We start from the raw sequence: 25,224 nt of genomic DNA, 5'->3' as shown, positions 1-25,224 counted from the left end.
ACAGGCTGGACGAGGAACCGGAGGCCGCACATGAGCGTGCACACGATGATCGAGACCCCCGCGCGGCGGGTCGACGGGGCCGACTGGGCGGCGATCTCCGAGGAGGTCGGGGAGCACGGCAGCGCGCTGACGCCGATGCTTCTCGACCCCGCCGAATGCGCGGAGGTGGCCGGGCTCTACGAGGAGGCCGAGCGCTTCCGGAGCACCGTCGACATGGCGCGGCACCGGTTCGGCTCCGGCCAGTACCGATACTTCCGGGAGCCGTTCCCCGCAGCGGTCGCCGCACTGCGGGAGGCGATCTACCCCCGGCTGCTGCCGATCGCCCGGGACTGGGCGGCCAAGCTCCGCCGGCCGGCGCCGTGGCCGGACAGCTTCACCGAGTGGCTGGAGCTCTGCCACTCCGCCGGGCAGACCAGGCCCACGCCGATCCTGCTGCGCTACCGCGCCGGGGACTGGAACGCGCTCCACCGCGACCTGTACGGCAGCCTGGTGTTCCCGCTCCAGGTGGTCATCGGCCTCGACGCCCCCGGGACCGACTACACGGGCGGCGAATTCCTGACCGTCGAGCAGCGGCCCCGGGCCCAGTCGCGCGGGTCCTCGACCACCCTGCCCCAGGGCCACGGCCTGGTCTTCACCACCCAGGACCGCCCCGTCCGCTCGGCGCGCGGCTGGTCGGCGGCGCCCGTGCGGCACGGCGTCAGCACCGTGCGCTCGGGCCTTCGCCACACCCTCGGCCTGGTGTTCCACGATGCCGCCTGAGCCGCCCGGCGCCCGCGGCGCCGCCACCCCGGCCGAGCCGCACACTGCGGCCGAACTCGACGTGCTGACCGGCCTGTTGCCACGAGGCGCGTCCGTGGTGATCGGGCACGGCCGCGACGGGGCCTCCACCGCCGCCGCCCGCGCCTTCGCCGCGCGGTGGCAGGCCGACGGCGGCACCGTGCTGGACGTCGTCGACTGGCCCGAGGAGGCCGCCTCCTGGCTGCGCCAGGCGCGCCGGTTCACCGCCCCCGCGCCGGACGCCTGGGTGGTGGCCGCCGGTCCGCGCGGCTGGGCGGGCATGAGCCGACGACTGCGGCAGAGCACCAGCTGGGACCCGGCGCGGACCGTCGGCTTCGCCTCCACCGGCAGTCCCCTCGCCGTCGCGCTCGCGGGCCCCGGCACCCTGGACGGGCTGCGCGGCGCCACGGCGGACGGCCGGACCTGGCAGATCGGCGGCGACGGCGACGGCGACGGCGACGGCCCGACGGGACCTCCTCCCCCGACGGCCACGCACCGCGCACGGACCAACTCCTCGAACCCCACGGCAAGCACCTCCCCGACCGGACCCTGAGGGCGCGGCGGTCGAGCCGCCGCACCCCCCTGCACCTGTATCGACGGAGCGACCGCCCCCCACGGGACGACACCCGTTCGGGTGAGTCCGGCCCGGAGTCCGCTCAGAGGACCTGCAGCGGGTGGTCCGGCGCGAGGCGCTCGACGATGCGCGCGGCGACCTCCTGCGCGGTGTTCCCGTCCGGGCTCGCGCAGCCCGTGGTGGTGCTGACGGCGACCGCCAGGCGGGTGTCCGGCTGGTAGGCCTCGATGGCGGCGTAGCCGGAGAACGACGGGTTGGACAGGATCCAGCCGTCGCTGACGATGACGCCCAGGCCGAAGTGCCGGGCCTCCGTCTGGAGCAGGCAGACGTCCTCCGGGCAGCCGTCGGCCGGCCCGGGCAGGCCGACGGTGCCGGGGTTCAGCTGGGTGCGGAAGGACTCCGGGGAGAGCAGCGCCCCGGTGCCGACGGCCTCGATGGAGCGCCCGAAGTCGCAGATGTCGGTGGCCAGCACGGCGCCCGGGGCGGTGGTCCAGGACGGGTTCCAGAAGGTCGACTCCTCGTAGCGGCCACGCCCGGTGGTGAAGGCGTGCAGCACGGGGGCGGGAAGGTCGGGGGTGAAGCGGTTGACGGTCCGGCGCAGGCCGAGCGGCTCGAAGATCCGCTGCTCCAGCAGGTGGTCCAGGCGGGTCCCGGTGATCTTCTCCAACGCCGCGCCCAGCAGGACGAAGTTGGCGTGGGAGTAGCTCCAGTTGGTCCCCGGCCGGTACCAGAAGGGGTGGCTGGTGGAGATGCCGACCAGTTCCTCCGGGGTCCACTGGCGGAACGGATCGGCGGTGAGCGCGTCCAGGAAGCCCTGGTCGGTGACGTAGTCGGCGAGGCCGGAGGTGGTGTCGCCGAGCATCCGCAGGGTGATCTCGTCGGCGTGCGGCACGTCCGGCAGCCAGGGGGCGATCGGGTCGTCCAGGCCGATCCGCCCCTCCTCGGCGAGCTGGAGCAGCACGATCCCGAAGAAGGGGAAGGCCATCGAGCCGGCCCGGAAGTGCATCGCGGGTTCGGCCGCGACGCCGGTCATGGACTCGCCGAGCGCGCCGGTGACGATCTCGTTTCCGTCCACGGAGACGCGCAGGAGCACCGCGTTCAGGTCGAGTTCCCGCTGGACCTGGCGGGCGATGTCCAGCACCTCGCGGGCCCGGGGGTCGGCAGCGGGGTCCGAGCGGACGCAGGCGGGCGAGGACGGGGGGATCTCGGCGAGGCCCTCGGCGGCGGCCGGCGGGCCGGCGGGGAGGGCGACGGCGGTCAGCGTCGCGACCGTCAGGACGGCGGCGGCGAGCGCCTTGGTGCGGGAGAAGGTCATGCCGCACTATGTGCGGACGCCCCTCCGCCGCCCGGCACAACACTCCGCGACGTCCTCCGAGGGGCCCAGTCGCGCCCCGCACGGAACGGCCGCGCCACCCGCCGCCGGCCGGTCAGGACGGTCACGTCGGCCGGGGCGCGAACACGGGTACGCCCCGGAGCCGGAGCTCCGGGGCGTACGACGGTCGGGATCAGCCGTTGGTGCTCTCGAAGAACTCCAGCCAGCTGGCGCGCGGGCCGATCAGGCCCACGGCGGCGGAGCCGGCCACGAGGCCCGACACGGAGGAGGAGGGCTGCTCGCCCGAGTCGTGCGCCACCGCGGCGGTCGGCGCGATCACGGCCGTCGCGGCGACGACGGTGGCGATCACGGCGAACTTGCGGAGCTTTCCACGAACCGACATCTCAGGTACTCCTTGATGGAAGGTCAGCAGTCTGCGCCGGACGCCTCGCGGGACGGCCGGGCGGCACACACGTTTGCACACGAACGCGCAGAACCGGCCGCTTTCGCAACCCGACGCGGGCCGACGGGCGAGAAGTTGCGCCGGAAGGGTGAATCCGGCCGGACGGCCGTGTTCTGACGTTCCATCACACCGAAGAACGGCCACCGGGACACATCCCGGCCACGACGGACGGCCGAAAGCGGGACAACCCCGGGGCCGATTCACTACGGTCGTCCTCACGACAGCGGCACCGGCGGCACCGGACTCGTGGTCGGCGGCCCGCCGGGTGGGCGGCAGGGGGTGGCATGGCACAGGCACGGAGGCGTCTGTCGCGTGCGGAGGCGGTGCGTCAGCGCACCGGTGCGCATTTCATCGGCCGCAGAGCCCAGCTGGCGCTGTTCGCCGACAACCTCGCCCGCGACCCCGATCCCGACTCCGGGCCGGACCCGGCCGACTTCCTGTTCCATGTGCGCGGGGTGGGCGGGGTCGGCAAGTCCACCCTGCTCGCCCAGTGGCGCGAGGCGGCCCGCCGGGCCGGGGCGCTCACCGCGCTGGTCGACGAGACCGATGTGCACGGGGTCGAGACGGCGCTCACCGCGCTCGCCCGCCAGCTCGCCGAACAGGCGGGCCCGCTGCGGGAGTTCGACAAGGCCGTGGAGCAGTACCGGCGCTCGCTGCAGGCCGCGGCGGACCGCGAGCCGGAGCAGCCGCCCGGCGGCGAGGGCGCCTCCCTGCCGACCCGGCTGGTGACCCAGGCGGCGTTCGGGGCTGCCTCGGTGCTGCCGGGCGCGGGCGTGGTCGCGGCGATGGCCAACCCGGACGCCGTGGCGCAGGGCGCCGAGCGGCTGATCGCCGGGGTGCGCCAGCGCCGGCGCGGCGGCGACGTCGAGGAGTCGGCGCTCAGCCGCGCCTTCGTCGCCGAACTCGCCCGGCTGAGCGAGCGCGAGCGGGACCGGGGCCGGCGGCCGTGGGTCGTGCTGTTCCTCGACACCTGGGAGCTGACCGGCCGCTACCTCGACGGCTGGCTGCGGGAGATCCTCGACGACGCGTTCGGCCCGCTGCCGCTGGAGGTGGTCTTCGTGCTGGCCGGCCGGGACGAGCTCGCCGAGCGCGAATGGGCGCCGTGGCGGCCGGTCCTGGTGGACGTGCCGCTGGAGGTGTTCACCGAGCAGGAGGCCCGCGACCTGCTGGCGGCCCGCGGGGTGACCGACCCCCTGGTGGTCGACGCGGTGCTGCGGATGTCGATGCGGCTGCCGCTGCTGGTCGCGCTGCTGGCGGCCGCCGACCCCGGCGCGGTCGAGGAGGTCGCCGACGTCGGCGCGGACATGGTCGACCAGGCGGTGGTGCGCTTCCTGCAGTGGATCCCCGAGCAGGAGCGCCGGGAGACGGTGCTGGCGGCGGCGCTCCCGCTGCAGCTGAACCAGGACCTGTTCGTCTGCGCCGTGCCGGACGCCGAACCGGCGGCCTGGGCCTGGCTGTCGGCGCAGCCCTTCGTGACCGGGCGCGGCGACTTCCTGCAGTACCACGCCGTGGTCCGCGCCAGCATGGTGCGCCGGCGCCGGATCCACACCCCCCGGGAGTGGACGGCCGCGCACACCCGGCTCGCCGAGCACCACACCGCCGCACGGGCGGGGGTCGAGCAGTACCTGCCGGCGGCCCGGCGCGGCGCCGATCCGCGCTGGCGCCGGCCGTTGCTGAACGAGCTGTACCACCTGCTCTGCGCGGACCCGCTGGCCCATCTCGCCCTGGCGCTGGAGCACACCGCGCGCACCGCCGGGGACGCGCCGGACGCGCTGGCGCCGTGGGCGGAGATGCTCAACCAGGCGGCCCAGGACAGCGACGACGCCGAGCTGGTCCGCTGGGCCCGCCGGATCCACACGGCGGCCGGCGGCGAGCAGCCCGTCCTGGAGACGCTCGACGCGCTCACCGGCCCGGGGCTGCCGACCCGGGTCCGGGCCTGGGCGCTCACCCACCGCGGCTACCAGTACTTCGTCGAGGACCGCGACGACGACGCGCTCGCCGATCTCGACCAGGCCGTGGCGATCGCCCCCGACCTGCCGCAGGCGCTCGCCTACCGCGGGCGGGTGCTCAACTGGCACGGCCACCACGAGCAGGCCCTGACCGACTTCACCGCCGCGCTCGCCCTCGACCCCGAGTACGCCTGGGCGCTGTCCCGGCGCGGCGAGGCCCGGCAGCTGGCCGGGCTGGTCGAGGAGGCGATGGCCGACTTCACCGCCGCGCTCGCCCTGGACCCGGACGACGCCTGGGCGCTGGGCTCGCGCGGGCAGGCCCACCGGCTCGCCGGGCGGCTGGAGGAGGCGGTGGCCGACCTCACCGCGGCCATCCTGCTCGACCCGGAGTACGCCTGGGCGCTCACCCAGCGCGGCGAGGCGTTCCGGATGGCGGGCCACCCGGCCGAGGCGATCGCCGACTTCACCGCGGCGCTCGCCTTGGACCCGGACGACGCCTGGGCGCTGAGCTCCCGGGGCCAGGCGTTTCGGCAGGCGGGCCGGCTGGACGACGCGATCGGCGACCTCACCGCGGCGCTGTCGATCGGTCCGGACAACGCCTGGGCGCTCGCCGAGCGCGGCGAGGCGCACCGCCAGGCGGGCCGGCCGGAGGAGGCGGTGGCCGACTTCACGGCGGCGATCGCGCTCAACCCGGAGAACGCGTGGGCGCTCGGCTCGCGCGCGCAGGCGCACCGGCAGGCGGGGCGGCTGGACGAGGCGATCGCCGACTTCACCGCCGCGCTGGCGCTCAACCCCGAGTACGCGTGGGCCGTCGGCGAGCGCGGTGAGGCGCACCGGCAGGCCGGGCGGCTCGACGAGGCGATCACCGACTTCACGGCGGCGATCGCGCTGGACCCGGAGTACGCCTGGGCGCTCGCCGAGCGCGGTGAGGCGCACCGGCAGGCGGGCCGGCTGGACGAGGCGGTGGCGGACCTGTCGGCGGCGCTGGTCCTGGACCCGTCGGACGTCTGGGCGCTGCGGGCGCGCGGCCAGGCGCACCGGCAGGCGGGCCGGCTGGACGACGCGATCGCCGACCTCACCGCCGTCCTGGCGGTCGACCCCGAGTACGCCTGGGCGCTGGCGCTGCGGGGCGAGGCGCACCGGCTGGCGGGGGACCTGGAGGAGGCGGTCGCCGACCTGACGGCCGCGCTCGCGCTCGAACCCGACGACGCCTGGGCGCTCGGTTCCCGGGGCCAGGCGCGCCGGCAGGCGGGCGAGGTGGAGGAGGCGGTCGCCGACCTGAGCGCCGCCCTCGCCCACAACCCGGACTACACCTGGGCGCTCGCCGAGCGCGGTCAGGCGCACCGGCAGGCCGGGCGCACGGCGCAGGCGGTGGCGGACCTGTCCGCCGTGCTGGACCGGGATCCGACGGACGTCGCGGTGCGCTGCGCGCTCGCGGCGGCGTTCCGGCACGACGGGCGGTTCGAGGACGCCCGGGAGGTGCTGGAGGGGCTGCCACCGGAGGTGGCGGCGTCCTCGACGGTGCTGGTGGAGGTGGCGGTGCAGCGGTTGCTGACGGAGGGTCCGGCGGCCGCGGCGCAGGCGTGGGAGGCGTTCGTCGGCTGTCCGTACGAGGATCCGGACGATCCGTTCGAGCCGGCGGTGCGCAAGCTGCTGCACGGTCTGGTCGCCGGGGACGGCGAGCCGGAGGAGCTGGCGCGGGCCTTCCTGGCGGTGCCCGGCGCCCGGGCGGCGCGGGCGGACGTCTGCCTGTACCTCGGCGAACTCGCGCGCGCCGGGGAGCCGGTGGGCGGGCGGGCGGCGGCCGCGCTGCGGTTCCTGGCGTAGCGGGCGGCGGATGCCCGTTCGGGCAGAGGCCCGATCCGACCTTGCCGCCGGGAACGACCACTTCGATACATTCATGATCGACTTCCGGGGCTTCCGAGGCTTCGGGACTTCCGAGCAGTCAGACCGCGTTCCCCGCACGCACCGAGAGCAGGATCCCGATGACCGACCCCAGCTCCGCCCTCAGCCGCCGCACCCTGGTGACCGCCCTCGGCGCCACGGCCGCCGCGCTCGCCACCGCGCCGGCCGCGCACGCCGCCGCCCCGGCGACGCCCACCGCCCCCGCCACGCCCGGCGCCCCGTCGCCGGCCGGGCCGGCCGACCGGACCGTCACCGTGCCGGCCACCCGGGCCCGCTCCGCGACCGGGCGAGCGGCCGCCACCGCGCGCACCGACTTCCCGATCCACTACGTCGGCGTCAGCTGGGACGGCCCCCGGCGCGGCGGCGCGATCCGGCTCCACCACGAGGGCACCGGCCCGGGCGCGTGGCAGCCGCTCACCGCGGGCTGCGCCGGCGGCCCCGACCTGCCGGGCGGTCCCGGCTCCGGCGCCGCCGCCACCGGCGCGGCCGTGCTGGTCCCGGCCGGCGGCGCCGTCGGCTACGACCTGCGGCTGCCGGACGGCGCCGCCGATCTGCGCGCCACCGCCCTCGACACCACCCAGGGCCCGGCCCGCACGGCCACGCTCTCCCCGACCGCGCCGGTCACCTTCTGCGGGGTCGAGTACCTGAGCCGCGCCGCGTGGGGCGCCGACGAGTCCAAGCGATTCAAGAACGGCGTCGAGAACTCCCCCGCCAAGTACTACCCGCTGCAGACCCTGACGGTGCACCACACCGACACCCCGAACGCGGACGCCGACCCGGCGGCCACCGTGCGGGCGATATACGAGTACCACGCCGTCACCCAGGACTGGGGCGACATCGGCTACCACTTCCTCATCGACGAGGCGGGCCGGATCTACGAGGGCCGCTGGTCCGGCGACGACGGCCTCCCGGCGCACGATGCCGACGGCAACGCGGTGACCGCCTTCCACACCGCCGGCTTCAACTCCGGCAACCTCGGCATCGCCCTGCTCGGCACCCTCACCGGCCAGGAGCCGACGGCGAAGGCCCGCCGCTCGCTGACCCTGCTGCTCGCCCTGCTGACCCGCACCCACGGTCTCGACCCGCAGGCCCACGTCACCTTCGTCAACCCGGTGAACGGCGTGACCAAGCCGGTCGACCTGATCAGCGGCCACCGCGACTGGCTGGCCACCGACTGCCCCGGCGGCACCATGTACGCCACGCTGCCCGCCCTGCGGGCCGAGGTCGCCGCGCTCTGACGGCACGGCCGCCGACCCCGGGGCAGGGCGTGAAGCGCCCGGCGCCCCCGGGGTCGGACGGCTCAGGGTGCCCCGAGCGAGGCCCAGCCCGACCATCCGCCGCCGTCGAGCTGCCAGATGTGCCGGACGGTCGCGTCGGTGCAGGGGACGAAGACGTGCAGCCGGTTGTCCCCGTCCTGGGAGACGGCCGGGTCGCCGGACGGCGTGGCGCCGATCGTGCCGCCGAGCGGCGCCCACTTCTCCCAGCCCTTCCCGACCGGCCGCTGCACGGCCCGCTGCACCGAGTTGTCGGTGCCGCGGGAGAAGACCTCCAGCCGGCCCTCGGTGTTCCGGGCCGCGGCCGGGTCACCGGCCAGACTGCCGCCGAGCGACTCCCAGGTGCCGGTCCATCCGTTGTTGGCGGCGGTCTGCCACAGGTGCCAGAGGGTGTTGTCGGTGAACCGGGCGAAGATCTCCAGCCGGCCGTCGCCGTTCTGGACCACGCCCGGATCGCTCGCCACGTTGTTGCCGCCGAGCTGGGGCCCGATCTTCCACCCGTTGATCAGCGGCCGCTGGTAGGCGTGCTGGATGTTGCCGTAGCCGTCGCGGCTGAAGACCTCCAGGTGGCCGTCGGCGTTCGGGGCGGGCGCCGGGTCACCGACCGTGGAGATCTGGATGGTCCCCCACGACGACCAGCGGTTGTCGGTGCCGGTCTGCCAGATGTGCTGGACGACGTTGCCCGTGCCGTGGACGAAGACCTCCAGATGACCGTCGCTGTTCTGGGCCAGCGCCGGGTCGCCCACCATGGAACCCTCCAGCGATCCCCACTCGCCCCAGCCCGCGTTGCCCCCGGGATTCTGCCGGATGTGACGGAGCGTGGCGTTCTCCCCGCTGTGGACGAAGACCCACAGGCGGCCGTCGGAGTCCGCACCGGCCACCGGGGTGCCGGTCACGGTGCCTTTGAGCGACTCCCAGGGCGACCAGTCCTCGTCGCCGTCGGGGGCCTTCTGCCAGATGTGGTGCAGGGCGCCGTCCCCGCCCCGGACGAAGACCTCCAGCCGGCCGTCCGAGTTCCGGCCGATCCAGGAGAGCGCGGTGCTGAAAGCGGTACCGACTGCCGTAGCCATGAGCTTCCCCTTTCCGGTGTGGCGAGTGCCGACCACCGGATGCCCACCGGAGATCCGGGGGCCGCGCACCAGGCCGTTCACCGACCCATCGGTTCGCCTCCGATCCTATCCTCACCCGAAGCCCCCGTACAGTCACCGTGCGTGACTGTCGGGGCGGCATCGTAAGGTGAAACGGCAGACCCGACGGACAGGAGGCCGAGGTGACGGTGAGCGAGCAGGTGGCCGGGGTGATGGCCGAGCTGGCCGAGCTGGAGGACCCGAGGACCCGCCGGGTGAACGAGCGGCACGGCGACGACCACGGCGTGAACCTCACCAAGCTGCGTGCCGTGGCCAAGCGCCTGGGGACGCAGCAGGAGCTCGCGCGGCGGCTCTGGGCGACCGGTGACGGCGCGGCGCGCCTGCTGGCCCTGCTGGTCTGCCGGCCCAAGGACTTCGGGCCCGAGGAGCTGGACGCCATGCTGCGCGCGTCCCGCACCCCCAAGGTGCGGGACTGGCTGATCGGCTACGTGGCGGGAAAGAGCCCGCACGCCGAGGAGCTGCGGTCGGCCTGGCTGGCCGATCCGGATCCGCTGGTCGCGAGCGCCGGCTGGGCGCTGACCGCCGACCGGGTGGCGAAGCGGCCCGGGGGCCTCGACCTCGACGGGCTGCTGGACGTCATCGAGGCGCGGATGCGGGACGCCCCCGACCGGCTGCAGTGGGCGATGAACACCTGTCTGGCCCGGATCGGCATCGAGCACGCCGAGTACCGCGAGCGCGCCCTCGGCATCGGTGAGCGCCTGGAGGTGCTCAAGGACTACCCGACCTCCCCGGGCTGCACCTCGCCGTACGCCCCCGTCTGGATCACCGAGATGGTCCGGCGGCGGCACGACGGGGCGTGAGCACCCGGGGCGGTCCCGACGTTCAGCCGAGGGTCGGATAGTCGGTGTAGCCCTCCTCGCCGCCCACGTACATCAGGTGCGCGTCGCGGATCGGGTTGAGCGGAGCCCCGGTGCGCAGCCGGGTGACCAGGTCGGGATTGGCCAGGAAGGAACGGCCGAGGGAGACCAGGTCGGCGCCCTCGGCGAGCAGGCGCTCGGCGGCGGCGCGGCCGCCGTCGGCGGGCAGCGGGCCGGGCCAGGGCAGCGCCGGATTGGCGATCAGCGTGCCGGACCAGGCGGCGCGAAGGGTGTGGAACAGCGGCTGGTCCGGGTCGGCGAAGACGAGGTGCAGATAGGCCAGGTCCAGGCCGTCCAGCTCGCCGAGCAGGGCCGGGTAGACCTCCTCGACGTCGTCCTCGGCCATGCCGTTGGCGGTGACCCCGGGGGCGATGCGCACCCCGACGCGCTCGGGGCCGACCGCCTCGACGACGGCGCGGACCACCTCGACGGTGAAGCGGATGCGGTGGGCGACCGACCCGCCGTACCCGTCGGTGCGGCGGTTGGTGCGGCCGGAGAGGAACTGGTGGAGCAGGTAGCCGTTGGCGGAGTGCACCTCGACCCCCGCGAAGCCGGCGTCGACCGCCCGGCGGGCCGCGGCGGCGAAGTCCGCGACGGTGGCGCGGATCTCCTCCTCGGTCAGCTCGCGCGGCACCACGGTCTCCCGGTGCCCGGACGGGGTGAAGACCGTGCCCGGCAGCGGGACCGGCGAGGGGGCCACCGGGTGGATCCCGGTGGTCTCCGGGTGGCCGACCCGGCCGCCGTGCTGGAGCTGGAGGAACATCTGTCCGCCCGCGGCCCGGACCGCGTCGGTGACCGCGCGCCAGCCGGCCACGTGCGTGCCGTCGTGGATGGCCGGGATGTTGGGGTAGGTCGCGCCGACCGCGTTGGGCGTGGCGGCCTCCGCGATGATCAGACCGGCCGAGGCGCGCTGGGCGTAGTAGGTGGCCATGATCGGCTCCGGCACGCCCGTGGCACTCGCCCGGTTGCGCGTCATCGGGGCCATCACCAGGCGGTTGGCGAGCCGCAGCGGGCCGAGGCGGGCGGGCTCGAACAGCGGGGAGTCCGCCGCGCCGGTGGCGGTGGCCGTCCGAACCGCGGTGTCGGTGCTCATGATCGTGCTCCTTCGTCGTCCTGCCGTCGTCCGTGCCGCCGGCTTGCCGGTACGACCCTCCCGCGGCCCGCTTCGGGTCCGCTGATGCTCGGCTGACGGTCCGCCAGGAGGACGTCCCGACCGGCTGATGATCATGCTGTGTAGGGTGTGGCCCATGAGATTCGGGGTGCTCGGGGCGCTGGCGGTGTGGGACGCCGACGGCGAGCCGGTCCGGGTCCCGGAGACCAAAGTGCGGGCCCTGCTCGCCGACCTCCTGGTGCACGAGGGGCGGCCGGTGCCGCCCGACCGCCTCGTCGACGACATCTGGGGCGACGCCGTCCCCGCCAACCCCGCCAACGCACTCCAGGCCAAGGTCTCCCAGCTGCGCCGGGCGGTCGGCCGCGACCGGGTGACCCATCACCCGGCCGGCTACCGGCTGCGACTGGACGACGCCGAGGCCCAGCTCGACGCGGCCGCCTTCCGCGCCCTCACCGCGCGGGCCCGGCCGGTCGGCGAACCACGTGCCCGGGCGGCCGTCCTGGCGCAGGCGCTGGACCTGTGGCGCGGGCTGCCGTACGCCGACTTCGCCGACGAGGACTTCGTCCGCCCCGCCGCCCAGCGGCTGGCCGAGGAGCGGCTCACCGCCCTGGAGGAACTGGCCGAGGCGCGCCTGGAGTTCGACGACCCGTCGCTGCTCGCCGAGGCCGCCGAACTGGTCGAGCGCCACCCGCTGCGCGAGCGGCTGCGCGCCGTGCAGATGCGGGCCCTGTACCGGGCCGGACGCCAGGGCGAGGCCGTCGCCGCGTACGGCGCGCTGCGCGCCGCGCTGGTCGACGAGCTGGGCCTCGACCCCGGGCCGGAAGTCGCGGCGCTGCACGAGGCGATCCTGCGCCAGGACCCCGCCCTGCTGTCCGCCGCACCGACCACGCCGGCCGCGCCCCCGGCGATCGCGGTGCGGACGGCGCCGGAGCCGGGACCGTTCCACCGCTCGCAGCTGCCGGCCCCGCGAACCGCGCTGGTCGGCCGGGGCCCGGCCCTGGAGTCCCTGACCGCCCTCCTGGCCACCCAGCGCCTGGTCACCCTGACCGGCCCCGGCGGCGTCGGCAAGACCCGGCTCGCCCTGGCCCTCGCCCACCGCCTCACCGACGGTCCCGGGGCGGGCGTGCCGGACGGGGTGCGGCTCGTCGAACTCGCCGCGCTGCCCGCCGACACCACCGACCTCCCCCGGGCGGTGGCCGCGGCGCTCGGCATTCGGGAGGGCGCGGAGCCGGCGCCGGCGCCCCTCCCCCACGCCACCGACGGCCCGTCCCGGGCGCTGGCGGCCGCGCTGCGCGACCGGCGGGCGCTGCTCGTCCTCGACAACTGCGAGCACGTCGTCGAGCAGGCCGCCGCCCTGGTCTCCGCGCTGCTGGACGCCGCGCCGGGCCTGCGCGTCCTCGCCACCAGCCGGGAGTCGCTCCGGCTGCCCGGCGAAGTGCTGTTCCCCGTCCCGCCGCTCGGCCCCGACGCCGCCGCGCGGCTGTTCACCGAACGGGCCGCCGCCGCCGCGCCCGGCTTCCCCGCCCACCCCGGCGACGGGAGCACCCGGGACGCGGTCGCGGAGATCTGCCGGCGCCTGGACGGCATCCCGCTCGCCCTCGAACTCGCCGCCACCCGGGTCCGCAGCCTGGGCGTGCACGAGCTGGCGGCGCGGATCGACGACCGGTTCCGCGTCCTCGCCTCCGGGCAGCGCGGCCTGCCCGCCCGGCAGCAGACCCTGCGCGCGGTGATCGACTGGAGCTGGGAGCTGCTGTCCCCGCCCGAGCGGGCCGTCCTGCGGCGGCTGGCCGTCCCCGCCGGCGGCTGCGCGCCGCCGGCCGCGGAGGCGGTGTGCGCGGGGGCGGGGGTCCCCGGCGACGACGTGCTCGACCTCGTCGGCCGTCTGGTCGACCGTTCGCTCGTCGAAGCGGCGCACACCGCCGACGGCCCGCGCTACGGGCTACTCGAATCGGTCGCCGCCTACGCCCGCGAACGGCTCCACGAGGCCCGCGAGTCCACGGCCACCGCGGACCGGCACGCGGCGTACTTCCGCGAACTGGCCGAACAGGCCGGGGCCGGGCTGCGCGGGAAGGAACAGGGACGGTGGCTCGCCCGGCTGGACGCCGAGGCCGCCAACACCCGCGCCGCGCTCGATCACACCCTGCGCTCCGGCGATCCTGAGGACGCCGCCCGCCTGGCCGCCGCGCTCTGCCCCTGGTGGCTGCTGCGCGGCCGGCTCCACGAGGCGCGCCGCACCCTCGCCACCGTCGCCGGCGCCGCCGCCCACCCCGAGATCGGCCTCCTGCACGACGCGTTCGCCCTGCTGACCGGCCACCGCCCGGCCGGCCCGGACCGGCCGGAGGCAGCCGTCGCCGACCCCGTCCGGCACGGCCGCGCCCTGTGGCTGTTCGGGTACGGCCTCCACCACGCGGGCGACCCGGCGGCGGCCCGGTCCGTGGCACTCCGCGCCCTGGACCTCTGCTCCCACGCCGCCGACCCCTGGGGCAGGGCCGCCGCCCGGTCGCTGCTCGCCCTGACCGCGCTGGCCACCGGCGACCTGGCGCGGGCCCGCCGGGAGGGCCGCGCCGCCGCCGCGGCGTTCGGTGGACTCGGCGACGACTGGGGCGTGTTGCAGACCGTCCCGGTGCTCGCCGCGCTCGCCGAGATCGACGGCGACCACGCCGACGCCGCGGCCCGGCAGAACGAGGGGCTGCGGCTCGCCGAGGAGCTCGGCCTGGCCGTGGAGGCCTCCGCGTGCCTCGCCGGCCTGGGCCGGCTCGCGCTGCTCGCCGGCGACTGGGCGCGGGCACGAGCGCTCCACGAACGGGCCCGGAGCGCCGCCGCCGGGCAGGGCCACCTGTTCGGCGAGGTGTTCGCGGTCATGGGCCTCGCCCTCGGGGCCCGCCGCTCCGGCGACCTCGACGCCGCCGAACACCACCTGCGGGCGATGCGCGACGACTATCCGTCCTCCACCGCCGGGAAGCACCTGATCGAGGTGGAGCTCGGCTTCGTCGCCGAACTGCGCGGCCGGCCCGCCGAAGCCGCCGCCCACCAGGCCCGCGCTGTCGCGTACGCCGAGGAGCTCGGCGAACCGCGTGCCCTCGCTCTCTCCCTGGAGGGCAGCGCCGGTGCGGCGGCGGCCACCGCGGACGCCCCGGGGTCCGCCCGCGCCGCGCTGCTCCTCGGCGCGGCCGACGCCACCCGTCGCGCCGCCGGCGCCCCGCTCCCGCCCGGTGAGCGCGCCGACGTCGACCGGATCACCGCCGTGGCCCGCACGGCCCTCGGCGCGGCCGGCTTCGCCGACGCCTACCGGCGGGGAGCGGCGCTGCCCCTCCCGGACGCCGTCCGCGTCGCGGGAGGAGCGGCCCCGCCGTGAGGACCGGTCAGGCGTGCTCGATCCCGGCCGCCCCGTCCAGGCCCAGCAGTTCGACGGCCCGCTGTCGCATCTCCACCTTGCGGATCTTCCCGGTGACGGTCATCGGGAACTCGTCCACCTGGTGCACGTAGCGCGGCACCTTGTAGTGCGCGATCCGGCCCGCGCAGTACGCGCGCAGCGCCTCGGCGGTCAGCTCGGGCGCGCCGGGCCGCAGCCGGACCCAGGCCATCAGCTCCTCGCCGTACTTGGCGTCGGGCACGCCGATGACCTGGACGTCCAGGACGTCGGGGTGGGTGAACAGGAACTCCTCGATCTCGCGCGGGTAGATGTTCTCGCCGCCCCGGATCACCATGTCCTTCAGCCGGCCGGTGATGTTGAGGTAGCCCTCCTCGTCCATCACCGCGAGGTCGCCGGTGTGCATCCAGCCCTCGGCGTCGATCGCCTCGGCGGTGCGGTCGGGCTGGTCCCAGTAGCCGAGCATCACCGAGTAGCCCCGGGTGCGGAGTTCGCCGGGCGTGCCGCGCGGGACGGTCTCGCCGGTCTCCGGGTCGGCCACCTTGACCTCCAGGTGCGGGCCGACCCGGCCGACGGTGGCGACCCGCCGCTCCAGCGGGTCCTCGGCGCGGGTCTGGGTGGAGACCGGGGAGGTCTCGGTCATGCCGTAGCAGATCGAGACGTCGCGCATGCCCATCCGGTCGACGACCTGCTTCATCACCTCGATCGGGCAGGGCGAGCCGGCCATGATCCCGGTGCGCAGGCCGGACAGGTCGTGCTCGGCGAAGCCCGGGTCGTTGAGCTCGGCGATGAACATGGTCGGCACACCGTAGAGCGAGGTGCAGCGTTCGGCGGCCACCGCGCGCAGGGTGGCGGCCGGTTCGAAGGCCGGGGCCGGGATCACCACGCAGGCCCCGTGCGAGAGCGCCGCCAGGTTCCCCATCACCATGCCGAAGCAGTGGTAGAACGGCACCGGCACACAGATCCGGTCCGCCTCCGTGTAGCCGCACAACTCACCGACGAAGTAGCCGTTGTTGAGGATGTTGTGGTGCGAGAGCGTCGCGCCCTTGGGGAAGCCGGTGGTGCCCGAGGTGTACTGGATGTTGATCGGATCGTCGGGGCTCAGCCCCGCCCCGAGGACGGCCAGCCGTTCGCGGTCGCCGCCCTCCCCCGCCGCCAGCAGCTCGTCCCACCCGGGCGAGCCGATCAGCAGAACGTCCCGCAGCTCGGGGCAGCGCGGACCGGCCTCGGCGAGCATCGCGGCGTAGTCGGAGGTCTTGAAGCTCGGCACCGCCACGACCGTGCGGATCCCCGACTGCCGCAGCACGTACTCGACCTCATGGGCGCGGTAGCCAGGGTTGACGGTCACCAGGATCGCGCCGATCCGGGCGGTGGCGTACTGGGTGAACAGCCACTCGGGACAGTTCGGCGCCCAGATCCCGACCCGGTCGCCGGTGCCCACCCCGAGCCCGAGCAGCCCGAGCGCGACCCGGTCCACCTCGGCGGCGAGTTCCCGGTACGTCCACCGCCGCCCGCTCGGCACGTCGACCAGCGCCTCCCGGTCGGGGAACGCGGCGACGGCGCGGTCGAGCGCGGTCCCGATGGTGTGGTCCAGCAGCGGCACGGAGGTGCTGCCGGCGCTGATGCTGGGAGACGGGGAGGGCGAGGTCATGGTGAGGGCTCCTGGACTCGTCCGGCGCAAGTCGCCCGAGTCTACGCAGACCGCCCCTCCCCGTCACCCACGCGCGCACCACCGATTTACGGCACCGCAGACCGGGAGATGCCTGGTCAGGCGAGGACGACGGGGGATCCGGTGAGGGCGACCCCGGCACCGCGCAGGTCCTCCAGGGCGGTGGCGGTGGTGTCGGCGGCGACCCCGGCGGTGTAGTCGAGCAGGACGCGGACGGCGAAGCCCTCCCGGGCGCCGTCCAGCGCGGTGGCCCTGACACAGTGGTCGGTCGCGATGCCGACGACGTCGACCTGCCCGACGTCGCGGGCGCGCAGCCAGTCCGCCAGCGGGGTGCCGTCCGCGGTGAAGCCCTCGAAGCCGCTCTTGGAGGCGGAGCGGGCGCCCTTGAAGAAGACCTCGTCGACCGCCCCGTCCGCCACGGCGGGCGCGAAGTCGGGGTGGAACTCGCCGCCCTCGGTGCCGGCCACGCAGTGCGCCGGGAAGGAGTCCCGGAAGTCCGGGTGGTCGGAGAAGTGCGGGCCCGGGTCGATGTGGTGGTCCCGGGTGGCGACGACGTAGTCGTACTCGCCGTCCGTCGCGCGGACCAGGCCGGCGATGGCGGCGGCCCGCCCGGCGCCGCCCCTGACCGGGACGCTGCCGCCCTCGCAGAAGTCCTTCTGCACATCGACGACGATCAGGGCACGGCCCACGGCGGCTTCCCTTCCCGGAGTGGCGGTCGGTCTCCGTATGGTCGCCGCCCCGGGCCCGGGGCGGCCGGTACCCGCGCCGACCGCTCACCCGTTCGGGCGCGGGCGCGGCGGAACCCGTCCGCCGCGCCCGGTGGTACGAACCGTCAGGCGGAGGCCGCGTCGCGCACGGCGGCGTCCTTCGGCGCACCGGTGGCGGCCTTCGGAGTGCCCGGCGCGGGCGGCACCGGGATGGTGGCGGCCACCGCCGCCGCGACCAGGGCCACCCCGCAGCCGATCAGCAGGCCGACCCGGAAGCCGGTCTCGGAGGGCAGCACATGGCCGCCCGTGCTGGTGGTCAGCTGGGCGAGCACCACGCCGACCACGGCGGCCGACACCGAGGTGCCGAGCGAGCGCATCAGGGTGTTGAAGCTGTTCGCCGAGGCCGTCTCGGACAGCGGCACAGCGCTCATGATCAGCGCGGGCATCGCGCCGTAGGCGAGGCCGACACCGGCGTTGCACACCAGCGTCACGATCAGCACGCCCCAGGTGGAGCCGATCAGCAGCATCGACAGCCCGTACCCGGCGGCGATCGCCAGGGCGCCGACGACCAGCGTGAACTTCGGGCCGCGCGCCGCCGAGAGCCGGCCGCCGAGCGGCGAGACGACCATCATCATCAGACCGGAGGGGGCCATCCACAGGCCCATGGCCAGCATCGACTGGCCCAGTCCGTAGCCGGTGGCGGCGGGCAGCTGGAGCAGCTGCGGGATGATCAGCGCCTGCGCGTACATCCCGAAGCCGACGAGGACGGACGCCGCGTTGGTCAGCAGCACCCGCGGCCGGGCGGTCACCCGCAGGTCGACCAGCGGCTCGGCGATCCGCAGCTCCCAGGCGCCCCAGGCCAGCAGCAGGACGACCGCGGCGGCGAACAGGCCGAGGGTGGTCCCGTCGGTCCAGCCCCAGTCGCCGCCCTTGGAGACCGGCAGCAGCAGGCAGACCAGGCCCGCGCCCAGGCCCGCCGCGCCGACCGCGTCGAAGCGGCCGCCGGCCGGCGGGGTGGCCGGCGCGGGGACCAGGAAGCGGATCATCGCGGCGATCGCCACGGTGAGGACGGCCGCGCCCCAGAACAGCGCACGCCAGCTGGCGTACTGGGCGACCGCCGCCGAGATGGGCAGACCGAGGCCGCCGCCGATCCCCATCGAGGCGCTGACCAGGGCGATCGCCGAGCCGAGCCGCTCGGGGGGCAGCACCTCGCGCAGCAGGCTGATGCCGAGCGGGACCACGCCCATGCCCATGCCCTGCAGTCCGCGCCCGACGATCATCGGCAGGACGGAGGAGGTCAGCGCGCAGATCACCGAGCCGACCAGGAGCGGGGCGCAGCAGGCCAGCAGCATCCGCCGCTTGCCGAGCAGATCGCCGAGCCGGCCGCTGATCGGTACGAACACGGCGGCCGAGAGCAGGGTCGCGGTGATCACCCAGGAGGCGTTGGACGCGGAGGTGTCCAGGATCTTCGGCAGCTCGCCGATCAGCGGGGTGACCAGGGTCTGCATGATCGCGGCCACCGTACCGGTGAGGGCGAGCGTGGCGACGATCCCCCTGGTCCGGTCGGGGGCGGTGGTCTGGGGGGATGGCATCGGCGGGGGCTCCTCGGGTCCGTGCGGCGGGCAACGGATATGCATCCTACACATGATATGCATGATGCATATCGACTCCCCTGGGCGCACGCCTGCCATACTGTGCGGAAACACCGCAGGTCAGGGCGCCGACGCCAGGGACGGGAAGGGCGACGTCATGAGCGGACCCAGCGAACCCACGGACGACGTGGCGTTCGAGTACATGGTGCTCAGCCGGCACCACTATCTGAGCCCGGCGGGCGCCCGGCCGCACGGCAGCCGGCTCGAACGCAGCGCCTACATCCTGCTCAGCCGGATCCGGGTCCAGGGCCCGATGTCGATCGGCGAGCTCAGCGACGCCTTCGGGCTGGACTCCTCCACCCTCAACCGGCAGACCGCCGCGATGACCCGGGCCGGGCTGGTCGAGCGGATCCCCGACCCGGAGGGCGGACTGGCCCGCAAGTTCCGCATCACCGAGGAGGGCGACCGGCGGCTCGACGAGGACCGCGCGGCGCACGCCCACGCCCTCGGTCTGGTGATGGAGGACTGGCCCGCCGAGGACGTCGCGGCCTTCGCCGGGTTCCTACGGCGCTTCAACACCGGCATCGAGCGGCTCGACGGGCGGCCCTGGCCCCGCCCCTGACACCGGCCGGCACCGCGTGCCACCGCTCTGCCTCCCTCCCCGCCGCCCGGCGCCGTCGCCCCGCCTCCCGGCACCGTCGCCCCGCCGGACCCCGCCGCCCACCAGGAGCCCGACCCATGGACCGCCCGCAGGCCCCCGCCCTCCTCCTCGACGCGCTCGCGCCCGCGCACCCGGCCGGCATCCTGGACGCCGCCGAACAGGCCGAACGGCGCGGCGCGGACCGGCTGGTGGTCTCCGAGACCGCCTACGACCCGTTCCTCCAGCTGGCCCGCGCCGCCGACCGCACCAGCTCCATCGAGCTGGCCACCGGAGTCGCGGTGGCCCTCGCCCGGACCCCGATGACCCTCGCCTACCAGGCCTGGGGCCTGCACGCGGCCTCCGGCGGGCGGGCCGTGATCGGGCTCGGCTCGCAGGTCAAACCGCACATCGAGAAGCGCTTCGGAATGCCCTGGGACCGGCCCGCCGCGCGGATGCGCGACTACGTGCACGCGGTGCGGGCGATCTGGCACAGCTGGCAGACCGGTGAACGGCTGCGCTTCCGCGGCGACTTCTACACCCACACGGTGATGACACCGGTCTTCTCGCCCGACCCGGTCCCGGCCGGGGTGCCGCGGATCCTGCTGGCGGGCGTCGGTCCGCTGATGGTGCGCACCGCGGGCGCGGTGGCGGACGGCTTCCTCAGCCACCCGTTCACCTCGGTCGACTACCTGACCCGCCAGGTGCTGCCGGCGCTCGCCGAGGAGCGCGCCCGGGCCGAGGCCGAGGGCGCCGCCTGGACCGGACGGCCCTTCGAGGTCGTCGGCAGCGTGCTCACCGCGACCGGACGCACCGAGGAGGAGCTGGGCGCCAACCTGGCCGCCATCCGCGAGCGGCTCGCCTTCTACGCCTCCACCCCCGCCTACCGCCCGGTGCTGGCCCTGCACGGCTGGGAGGACCTGCACGAGGAACTGCACCGGCTGTCGCTGCGCGGCCGCTGGCCCGAGATGGCCGCGCTGGTCGACGACCGGGTGCTCGACACCTTCGCCGTCACGGGCACGGTCGAGGAGGCCGCCGCAGAGATCCACCGCCGCTACGCCGGACTGGCCACCCGGGTCTCGGTCAGCCTGCCGGAGGACGCCGCGCCGGACCTCGGCCTGGACGTGCTGGACGCCCTGCGCGCGCTGGAGCGGCCGCCCGCACCGCGCTGAGCACCGCACTGAGCACCGTGCCGAGCACGGCGCACACCGCGGCCGCCCGGCAACGCCGTGCCACCGGCGGCCCGCTGACGGCCCGTCGGGCGGTGGCGGCTACGCTCCGCAGCCGCCGTACGGCGGGCGAGCCGCTCCCGGAAACCGGACGCGCCGTATCATTCGGCGTCCGCGCCGGCCCCGTCGTCGTCGACCTCGCCCGCCGCCGCGGCGCGCGCGGCCACCATCTCCGCGTACACCCGCGCGCCGCGGTCCGGGGCCAGGTCGAGGCAGGCGAGCACCCCGGGGACGGCGATGCTCGGCATCAGGTGCCGGTACAGGACGGAAACCCGCTCGGCGAGGTCGGCCCGGTTGGTGAACCGCTGCGACTGGAGCTGCACGCCCACCCAGGACGCCGTCATCAGCCCGGCCGTGTCGGCCGGCACCACCTGCGGCAGCAGCTCGCCGCGCTCGCCCGCGGCGACCAGCAGCCGCTCCAGCCTGGCGATCCAGCCCGGCGCGGCGTCGACGCCCGGCCGCCGGTCCGCGGCGTGGTCCACCGAGAGCCGCACACCGGCGCTGACCAGCGGGTCGATCGGCACCAAATGGGTGACCACCATCCCGGTGTCCACGAACTCCTGCAGCTTGCACGGGCGTTCCGGCACGGCCTCGGCCTCGAACTGCCCCTCGATGACACCCAGCGCCAGGTCGGCCTTGGAGGCGAAGTGGAAGTAGACGGCGCCCCGGGTGACACCGGCCCGGGCGACCACCTCGCCGATGGTCGCGCGCTCGTAGCCGAACTCGTCGAACACCGAGGCCGCGGCCTCCAGAATCAGCCGCCGCGTCCGCAGCGCCCGTTCCTGTCGCGCCACCACGACCACCCCCGCAACCACACCGAAACAAAACCAAACAGCCCGTATCTTACCGGGGCCGCCAGTCGCTCCGGCGACGCTCCCCGAGGCGGTCCCCGGGCACACCGCGTCAGGGAATCGTCAGAGGATACCGACCGGAGGGCCGCCGCGCCGGACCGGCTCCCCGGCCCCCGGGCGCGTCAGCCCAGCACGGCCACCCCCTCCACCTCGACGAGCTGGTCGTGGTACCCGAGCACGGAGACCCCGAGCAGGGTGCTCGGCACGTCGTGCTCGCCGAGGTACTCGCGGTAGACGTCCCAGACGGCCCCCAGGTCCGCCTGCCGGGAGGAGGCGACGTACACCGTGGTGCGCACCAGATCGGTGAGCGCGGCACCCTCGTCCTCCAGGACGGTCACCAGGTTGCGCATCACCTGGTGGGCCTGGCCGACGAAGTCGCCCACCGCCACCGTGCGCCCCTCGGCGTCCAGCGGGCAGGCGCCGGCCAGCCAGAGCGAGCGGACCGGCGCGTCCACGGCGGCCGCGTAAGCGTAGTCGACGGCCTGGGTGAGGCGGTGATTGCGGATCAGTCTGACGGAACTGCCCATGGGTCCCTCCCGGATGATCGTTCGGTCCTGCCGCGCCCCATCGTCGGGACCGCCCGTGGCACCGTCAATCGATTTCCGGCCCGCGACCGCGGCCGACCGGGGTCCACCGCCGGCGAATTCACCGGTGCGGGTGATGGCGGGGTGCCCGCCGTGGCCGGGATCCTGGTGGTTCGCCGACGACCGAGGGGGTCCCCATGCCGTTCCCGCACTTCCCCAGGACCTGGGGCCGCCGCCGGATGCTGGGCCTCGCCCTGGGAGCCGGCCTCGCCCCCGCCGTGGGTGCCGCTCCCGCCGCCGCCCTCCCCCGGTCCGCGGACGGCGAGGCCGCGCTCGGCCGCCGGGTGGTCGCGGTGGCCACCTCGCAGATCGGCGTGCCGTACGCCTGGGGCGGCGGGGACCGGCTCGGCGCCGGCCTGGGCTTCTGCGACGAGGAGAACGGCTATCTCGACGGCCAGTGCCTGGGCGAGAGCACGGTCGGCTACGACTGCAGCGGACTGTCGCTCTACTGCTGGTACCGGGCGAGCGCCGGCGCCGTCGAGCTGGCGCACTACACCGTCGCCCAGTTCCACCGCTCCGCCCCGGTGGAGCGCTCCGCACTGCTCCCCGGGGACCTGATCTTCTTCTCCCGCCCGGACGCGCCGCTGCACCACGTCGGCCTCTGGGCCGGCGACGGCGCGATGATCCACGCCGAGCACACCGGCACGCTGGTGGCCCGGCTGGAGGGCGTGTTCGACATCCCCCGCTGGTCCCGCGAGTTCGCCGGAGCCCGCCGCCCGCTGCCCCTCGGCTGACGCCCCCGCACGCCCTACGGTGCTCCCGGCAGGTGCGCGTGGACCCGGCCGAGCAGGTCGTGCAGCACCTGCCGTTCCGCCGGGCTCAGCGGGGCCAGCACCTCCTCCTGCACGGCGTACGCCTCGGCACGCAGTTCGGCGAGCAGCGCGCGGCCGGCGTCCGTGACGGTGACCGAGACGCGGCGGCGGTCGGCGGTGTCGCGGGCCCGTTCGACGTAGCCGGCGGCGGCCAGCTGGTCGGTGACCTTGGCCATGTCGCTGGGGTCCACCCGGAGCCGGCGGACCAGGTCGCGCTGCGCGTGCGGGCCGAAGTCGGCGAGCGCGGCGAGCACCGCCATGTCCCAGAGCCGAAGGCCCCGGCGGGCCAGCCGCTCGGCCAGCCGGCCGCGGGCCGCTTTGCCGGTGCGGGAGAGCAGATAGGTACTGAGGTCCAGCAGCGTCGGCGGCGTCGAAGCGTCGGCGCCAGGGGCAGGAACGGCGGGGACGTCGGGGGCGGATTCGTCGGAGGCCATGGGACAAGTCTAGGGTCCAGCCCTATAGTGGGTGGCAACCCACTATTTCTTTCGAGGAAGCCTCGCCATGGACGCCCCGTACCACCGCCTGCTCGTCGTCGACTTCCCCGCCTGCTTCGGCTTCTACGACGCCGTCCTGCCGCCGCTGACCGGCGCCGCCCTGGTCAAGGGCTCCCCCGAGGGCCCGTACGCCACCTGGGACCTCGGTGGCCGGACCGTGCTCTCGCTGTTCGACCGCGGCCGGCTGGCCGCCGCCGTCGGCACCGCCGCACTGCCCGGCGCACCGGTCGCCGCCGCCCAGGACGGCACGATGCTGGTCCTCCGGGTCGAGGCGGTCGAGCAGGCCCTCGCCCGCTGCCTGCGCGGCGGGGGCACGCCCGTCACCGGCCCCGCCGACCGCCCGGAGTGGGGGCCGGACCTGCGCACCGCCCACCTGCGCGACCCGGAGGGCCGGCTGATCGAGCTCCAGTCCTACTGACGGCCCGGCCCGCCGCCGGGGGCCCCGGGCTCGTCCCACAGTTCCGGGGCGCAGGCGCCGACCAGCGCGCCGATCCGGGCCAGCGCCTCGCCCACCGGCAGCGGGCCGGGCCTGCGGCCGTCGCGCAGGCGCAGCGCGAGCAGGTCGTCGGCCGCCTCCCGGGGGCCGATCACCGCCTGGTACGGGACCAGTCGCGCCTCCCGGATCCGGGCACCGAGGCTGCCCCGCTCGGGCCCGGCGACCTCCACCCGCAAACCGAGGTCCAGACAGCGCCCGCGCACCCGCTCGGCCCGCTCCCGCTCCCCCTCGGAGAGCGGCAGCAGCACCAACTGGGTCGGCGCCAGCCACGCCGGGAAGGCCCCGCGGTACAGCTCGATCAGGTGGGCGACCACGCGTTCGACGCTGCCGATGACGCTGCGGTGGACCATCACCGGGCGGTGCTTGGCGCCGTCCGGCCCGGTGTAGCGCAGGCCGAACCGCTCCGGCTGGTGGAAGTCGATCTGCACGGTGGAGAGGGTGGACTCGCGCCCGGCGGCGTCGGCGATCTGGATGTCGATCTTCGGCCCGTAGAACGCCGCCTCCCCCTCGACCGCCTCGAACGGCACGCCGGAGCGCCGCAGCACCTCGGTCAGCAGCGCGGTGGCCCGCTCCCAGAGCACCGGGTCGGCCACGTACTTGCCGCCCGCGCCCGGCAGCGAGAGCCGGTGGCGGACCGGCCGGATGCCGAGCGCGCGGTGCGCCTCGCCGATCAGCTCCAGCGCGGCGAGCGCCTCGTCGGCGGCCTGCTCGGGGGTGCAGAAGACGTGCGCGTCGTTCAGCTGGATGGCCCGCACCCGGGTCAGCCCGCCGAGCACGCCGGACGGTTCGGAGCGGTACATGCCGCCCAGCTCGGCGATCCGCAGCGGGAGTTCGCGGTGACTGCGGGCCCGCGAGCGGTAGACCAGGGCGTGGTGCGGGCAGAGGCTGGGGCGCAGCACGACCTGCTCGGCGCCCAGGTCCATCGGCGGGAACATGTCGTCGCGGTAGTGCTGCCAGTGGCCGGAGATCTCGTACAGCTCGCGTTTGCCGAGGACGGGCGAGTAGACGTGGCGGTAGCCGGCGCGCCGCTCGCGGCCGCGGATGAACTCCTCCAGGGCGTGCCGGATCGCCGCGCCGTCGGGCAGCCAGTACGGCAGGCCCGATCCGATCAGCGGGTCGGTGTCGAAGAGTTCGAGTTCGCGGCCGAGCCGGCGGTGGTCGGGGGCCGCTGCGGGCCCGGCCTCGGGCTCGGACGCGGGAGCGGCCGCGACGGGGTTGCTGCTCATGGCGGTGGTCTCCACTCGGGTCGGCGGGCGAGTGGACCGGTACGGCGAAGCCCCGGGGCACTCGCCCCGGGGCTTCGGACTAGGTCAGCAGTCAGCGCGCCGGGACTCTCTCCGGCGTCGTCGTGAGGACGGCTGCGGCGCGCTTCATACCGGTCACGCTAGCAGCCGAACCGCCCGGCGGGCGAGC

The 25,224-nt window shown here is 75.5% G+C and carries 21 protein-coding genes; 10 read left to right on the top strand and 11 right to left on the bottom strand.

Annotation, left to right across the window (positions count from 1 at the left end; translation table 11 throughout):
- Window positions 1–30 precede the first annotated feature (30 nt).
- Together ABTX81_RS00980 and ABTX81_RS00975 are read left to right on the top strand one after the other, a co-directional pair.
- Window positions 31–759 carry a 2OG-Fe(II) oxygenase gene (locus tag ABTX81_RS00980; protein ID WP_350540776.1) on the top strand — a complete coding sequence of 243 codons (729 nt, stop codon included), beginning with the start codon at window positions 31–33 and terminating at the stop codon, window positions 757–759.
- Window positions 749–1,330 (top strand): hypothetical protein, encoded by a 582-nt coding sequence (locus ABTX81_RS00975; protein ID WP_350540775.1) that lies wholly within the window; start codon window positions 749–751, stop codon window positions 1,328–1,330. Before ABTX81_RS00980 ends, ABTX81_RS00975 begins: the two co-directional genes overlap by 11 nt.
- 103 nt (window positions 1,331–1,433) lie before the next feature.
- Here the strand turns inward: ABTX81_RS00975 and ABTX81_RS00970 are convergent, their stop codons facing one another.
- Entirely contained in the window at window positions 1,434–2,666 is a 1,233-nt protein-coding gene (locus tag ABTX81_RS00970; RefSeq protein ID WP_350540774.1) for a serine hydrolase domain-containing protein, read from the bottom strand.
- 190 nt (window positions 2,667–2,856) lie between these two features.
- Entirely contained in the window at window positions 2,857–3,066 is a 210-nt protein-coding gene (locus tag ABTX81_RS00965) for a hypothetical protein (protein WP_350540773.1), read from the bottom strand.
- Window positions 3,067–3,449: 383 nt separating this feature from the next.
- On the opposite strand from ABTX81_RS00965, the gene ABTX81_RS00960 reads away from it, so the two are divergent.
- Both ABTX81_RS00960 and ABTX81_RS00955 read left to right on the top strand, forming a co-directional pair.
- A complete protein-coding gene (locus tag ABTX81_RS00960) occupies window positions 3,450–6,902 on the top strand; it encodes a tetratricopeptide repeat protein (RefSeq protein ID WP_350540772.1) in 3,453 nt (1,150 codons plus the stop codon).
- A 158-nt stretch (window positions 6,903–7,060) separates the two neighbouring features.
- Window positions 7,061–8,218 (top strand): N-acetylmuramoyl-L-alanine amidase, encoded by a 1,158-nt coding sequence (locus tag ABTX81_RS00955; protein ID WP_350540771.1) that lies wholly within the window; start codon window positions 7,061–7,063, stop codon window positions 8,216–8,218.
- Between the two features lie 62 nt (window positions 8,219–8,280).
- On the opposite strand, the gene ABTX81_RS00950 is transcribed toward ABTX81_RS00955, so the two are convergent.
- The gene (locus ABTX81_RS00950; RefSeq protein WP_502892680.1) at window positions 8,281–9,405 is read right to left on the bottom strand and encodes a PLL family lectin; all 1,125 of its coding nucleotides are present in this window, start codon (window positions 9,403–9,405) and stop codon (window positions 8,281–8,283) included.
- Between the two features lie 149 nt (window positions 9,406–9,554).
- On the opposite strand from ABTX81_RS00950, the gene ABTX81_RS00945 reads away from it, so the two are divergent.
- Window positions 9,555–10,202: a DNA alkylation repair protein gene (locus ABTX81_RS00945; RefSeq protein WP_350540984.1), complete on the top strand. Its 648-nt coding sequence runs from the start codon at window positions 9,555–9,557 to the stop codon at window positions 10,200–10,202.
- Window positions 10,203–10,224: 22 nt separating this feature from the next.
- Here the strand turns inward: ABTX81_RS00945 and ABTX81_RS00940 are convergent, their stop codons facing one another.
- Window positions 10,225–11,352, bottom strand: a complete 1,128-nt coding sequence (locus ABTX81_RS00940) for an oxidoreductase (RefSeq protein ID WP_350540769.1) — start codon at window positions 11,350–11,352, stop codon at window positions 10,225–10,227.
- 154 nt (window positions 11,353–11,506) lie between these two features.
- Here ABTX81_RS00940 and ABTX81_RS00935 point away from each other — a divergent pair, with 154 nt between their 5' ends.
- The gene (locus tag ABTX81_RS00935) at window positions 11,507–14,725 is read left to right on the top strand and encodes an AfsR/SARP family transcriptional regulator (RefSeq protein ID WP_350540768.1); all 3,219 of its coding nucleotides are present in this window, start codon (window positions 11,507–11,509) and stop codon (window positions 14,723–14,725) included.
- A 7-nt stretch (window positions 14,726–14,732) separates the two neighbouring features.
- On the opposite strand, the gene ABTX81_RS00930 is transcribed toward ABTX81_RS00935, so the two are convergent.
- From ABTX81_RS00930 to ABTX81_RS00920, 3 genes are all read right to left on the bottom strand, one after another.
- Complete coding sequence (locus ABTX81_RS00930) at window positions 14,733–16,391, bottom strand: AMP-binding protein (RefSeq protein ID WP_350540767.1); 1,659 nt, start codon at window positions 16,389–16,391, stop codon at window positions 14,733–14,735.
- A 116-nt stretch (window positions 16,392–16,507) separates the two neighbouring features.
- Window positions 16,508–17,098 carry an isochorismatase family protein gene (locus ABTX81_RS00925; protein ID WP_350540766.1) on the bottom strand — a complete coding sequence of 197 codons (591 nt, stop codon included), beginning with the start codon at window positions 17,096–17,098 and terminating at the stop codon, window positions 16,508–16,510.
- A gap of 143 nt (window positions 17,099–17,241) precedes the next feature.
- On the bottom strand, window positions 17,242–18,708 hold the full coding sequence (locus tag ABTX81_RS00920; protein WP_350540765.1) for an MFS transporter: 1,467 nt from the start codon (window positions 18,706–18,708) through the stop codon (window positions 17,242–17,244).
- A gap of 157 nt (window positions 18,709–18,865) precedes the next feature.
- Between ABTX81_RS00920 and ABTX81_RS00915 the strand changes: the two genes are divergently transcribed.
- Both ABTX81_RS00915 and ABTX81_RS00910 read left to right on the top strand, forming a co-directional pair.
- On the top strand, window positions 18,866–19,330 hold the full coding sequence (locus ABTX81_RS00915; RefSeq protein WP_350540764.1) for a MarR family winged helix-turn-helix transcriptional regulator: 465 nt from the start codon (window positions 18,866–18,868) through the stop codon (window positions 19,328–19,330).
- Between the two features lie 116 nt (window positions 19,331–19,446).
- Complete coding sequence (locus ABTX81_RS00910; protein WP_350540763.1) at window positions 19,447–20,517, top strand: TIGR03617 family F420-dependent LLM class oxidoreductase; 1,071 nt, start codon at window positions 19,447–19,449, stop codon at window positions 20,515–20,517.
- A gap of 158 nt (window positions 20,518–20,675) precedes the next feature.
- Here the strand turns inward: ABTX81_RS00910 and ABTX81_RS00905 are convergent, their stop codons facing one another.
- Both ABTX81_RS00905 and ABTX81_RS00900 read right to left on the bottom strand, forming a co-directional pair.
- Window positions 20,676–21,368, bottom strand: coding sequence for a ScbR family autoregulator-binding transcription factor (locus tag ABTX81_RS00905; RefSeq protein WP_350540762.1), 693 nt, complete (start codon window positions 21,366–21,368; stop codon window positions 20,676–20,678).
- Window positions 21,369–21,547: 179 nt separating this feature from the next.
- The gene (locus ABTX81_RS00900; protein ID WP_350540761.1) at window positions 21,548–21,952 is read right to left on the bottom strand and encodes a RidA family protein; all 405 of its coding nucleotides are present in this window, start codon (window positions 21,950–21,952) and stop codon (window positions 21,548–21,550) included.
- A gap of 194 nt (window positions 21,953–22,146) precedes the next feature.
- Here ABTX81_RS00900 and ABTX81_RS00895 point away from each other — a divergent pair, with 194 nt between their 5' ends.
- Window positions 22,147–22,743, top strand: a complete 597-nt coding sequence (locus tag ABTX81_RS00895) for a C40 family peptidase (RefSeq protein ID WP_350540760.1) — start codon at window positions 22,147–22,149, stop codon at window positions 22,741–22,743.
- A gap of 14 nt (window positions 22,744–22,757) precedes the next feature.
- Here ABTX81_RS00895 and ABTX81_RS00890 read toward each other — a convergent pair whose 3' ends face one another.
- Entirely contained in the window at window positions 22,758–23,255 is a 498-nt protein-coding gene (locus tag ABTX81_RS00890; protein WP_350540759.1) for a MarR family winged helix-turn-helix transcriptional regulator, read from the bottom strand.
- 67 nt (window positions 23,256–23,322) lie between these two features.
- Between ABTX81_RS00890 and ABTX81_RS00885 the strand changes: the two genes are divergently transcribed.
- Window positions 23,323–23,733: a VOC family protein gene (locus tag ABTX81_RS00885; RefSeq protein WP_350540758.1), complete on the top strand. Its 411-nt coding sequence runs from the start codon at window positions 23,323–23,325 to the stop codon at window positions 23,731–23,733.
- Here the strand turns inward: ABTX81_RS00885 and thrS are convergent.
- Entirely contained in the window at window positions 23,727–25,037 is a 1,311-nt protein-coding gene (gene thrS / locus ABTX81_RS00880; protein WP_350540757.1) for a threonine--tRNA ligase, read from the bottom strand. The two genes, ABTX81_RS00885 and thrS, sit on opposite strands and share 7 nt — an antisense overlap.
- Between the last annotated feature and the right edge of the window lie 187 nt (window positions 25,038–25,224).

This window comes from Kitasatospora sp. NPDC097605 (assembly GCF_040302725.1).
In the GTDB taxonomy this organism is placed as follows: domain Bacteria; phylum Actinomycetota; class Actinomycetes; order Streptomycetales; family Streptomycetaceae; genus Kitasatospora.
This window is presented reverse-complemented; position numbering and strand designations above follow the sequence as displayed.

Coding starts and splice junctions, on each gene's coding strand:
- ABTX81_RS00980 (WP_350540776.1), top strand. CDS start 31: ATGAGCGTGCACACGATGATCGAGACCCCCGCGCGGCGGGTCGACGGG.
- ABTX81_RS00975 (WP_350540775.1), top strand. CDS start 749: ATGCCGCCTGAGCCGCCCGGCGCCCGCGGCGCCGCCACCCCGGCCGAG.
- ABTX81_RS00970 (WP_350540774.1), bottom strand. CDS start 2,666: ATGACCTTCTCCCGCACCAAGGCGCTCGCCGCCGCCGTCCTGACGGTC.
- ABTX81_RS00965 (WP_350540773.1), bottom strand. CDS start 3,066: ATGTCGGTTCGTGGAAAGCTCCGCAAGTTCGCCGTGATCGCCACCGTC.
- ABTX81_RS00955 (WP_350540771.1), top strand. CDS start 7,061: ATGACCGACCCCAGCTCCGCCCTCAGCCGCCGCACCCTGGTGACCGCC.
- ABTX81_RS00945 (WP_350540984.1), top strand. CDS start 9,555: ATGGCCGAGCTGGCCGAGCTGGAGGACCCGAGGACCCGCCGGGTGAAC.
- ABTX81_RS00940 (WP_350540769.1), bottom strand. CDS start 11,352: ATGAGCACCGACACCGCGGTTCGGACGGCCACCGCCACCGGCGCGGCG.
- ABTX81_RS00935 (WP_350540768.1), top strand. CDS start 11,507: ATGAGATTCGGGGTGCTCGGGGCGCTGGCGGTGTGGGACGCCGACGGC.
- ABTX81_RS00930 (WP_350540767.1), bottom strand. CDS start 16,391: ATGACCTCGCCCTCCCCGTCTCCCAGCATCAGCGCCGGCAGCACCTCC.
- ABTX81_RS00920 (WP_350540765.1), bottom strand. CDS start 18,708: ATGCCATCCCCCCAGACCACCGCCCCCGACCGGACCAGGGGGATCGTC.
- ABTX81_RS00915 (WP_350540764.1), top strand. CDS start 18,866: ATGAGCGGACCCAGCGAACCCACGGACGACGTGGCGTTCGAGTACATG.
- ABTX81_RS00910 (WP_350540763.1), top strand. CDS start 19,447: ATGGACCGCCCGCAGGCCCCCGCCCTCCTCCTCGACGCGCTCGCGCCC.
- ABTX81_RS00900 (WP_350540761.1), bottom strand. CDS start 21,952: ATGGGCAGTTCCGTCAGACTGATCCGCAATCACCGCCTCACCCAGGCC.
- ABTX81_RS00895 (WP_350540760.1), top strand. CDS start 22,147: ATGCCGTTCCCGCACTTCCCCAGGACCTGGGGCCGCCGCCGGATGCTG.
- ABTX81_RS00890 (WP_350540759.1), bottom strand. CDS start 23,255: ATGGCCTCCGACGAATCCGCCCCCGACGTCCCCGCCGTTCCTGCCCCT.
- ABTX81_RS00885 (WP_350540758.1), top strand. CDS start 23,323: ATGGACGCCCCGTACCACCGCCTGCTCGTCGTCGACTTCCCCGCCTGC.
- thrS (WP_350540757.1), bottom strand. CDS start 25,037: ATGAGCAGCAACCCCGTCGCGGCCGCTCCCGCGTCCGAGCCCGAGGCC.